Origin of the sequence: Burkholderia sp. E168m23, from assembly GCF_016586125.1 — a bacterium.
Lineage (GTDB): Bacteria > Pseudomonadota > Gammaproteobacteria > Burkholderiales > Burkholderiaceae > Burkholderia > Burkholderia orbicola.
In genome coordinates, this window is record NZ_BCPP01001581.1 from 1 (window position 1) to 786 (window position 786).

The 786-nt window shown below is 71.9% G+C and carries 1 protein-coding gene; it reads left to right on the top strand.

The window, feature by feature from the left end; translation table 11 throughout:
- The coding region (locus JMF90_RS39015) for an SDR family oxidoreductase (RefSeq protein ID WP_201326541.1) at positions 1-786 on the top strand (786 nt) is incomplete at both ends.

Here is a 786-nt window from a genome sequence, read left to right on the forward strand (position 1 = left end):
CTTCGCTGAACGCTTTGCCCGCGCGCCGCGCCTGCAGCGCTTCGTGTACGTCGGCACGGCCTACGCGCATGCGGGCCGCGGCGGGATCGTGCAGGAAGAGGCGGAACGCGACGCGGAGAACGACGTCGCGCCGCAGGCCGACGAAGGCCTGCCCGGCGCGGTGCTGGCGGCCGACTACCTGCATGCGAAGGCCCGGACGGAGCAGCGTCTGCGCGCGCTCGGGCTGCCGCTCGTCGTCGTGCGGCCGTCGCACGTGGTCGGCCATACGGTGCTCGGGACGCGGCCCGCACCGAATTCGTTCTGGATGTTCCGGCTCGCGCATGCGGCGCGCCGCTTCACCGCGCGGCCGATGACGCGCATCGACATCGTGTCGGTGGACGACGTGGCGCGCGCGACGATGCTGCTGGCCGTCAAGCCGACGCTGGCGCACGACGTCTATCACGTGTCGGCCGGCGACGAGGCGCCGCAGGTCGCGCAGATCGTGCGCGCGATGGACGAGGCGGCGGGAATGACCGGTGCGCCGCGCTACGCGGCGTGCGCGCCGGCGGAACTGCCGCTCGTCGTGCGTGATGTGCTGGGGCGCCCCGATCCGGCACTCGAGCGTGTGATCGGCCGGGCCCTGCAGCGCTGCGGGGAATTCGCGACGGTCGATCGCGTGTTCGACAATCGCCGCGTGCGCGACGAAATCGACTTCGAGCCATTGCCGTTCATCGATTACGTCGAGGAGTGCATGCGCACGTCGCGCGGCGTGGCCGTGACCGAGCTGATGCGCGGCGCGATCCACTG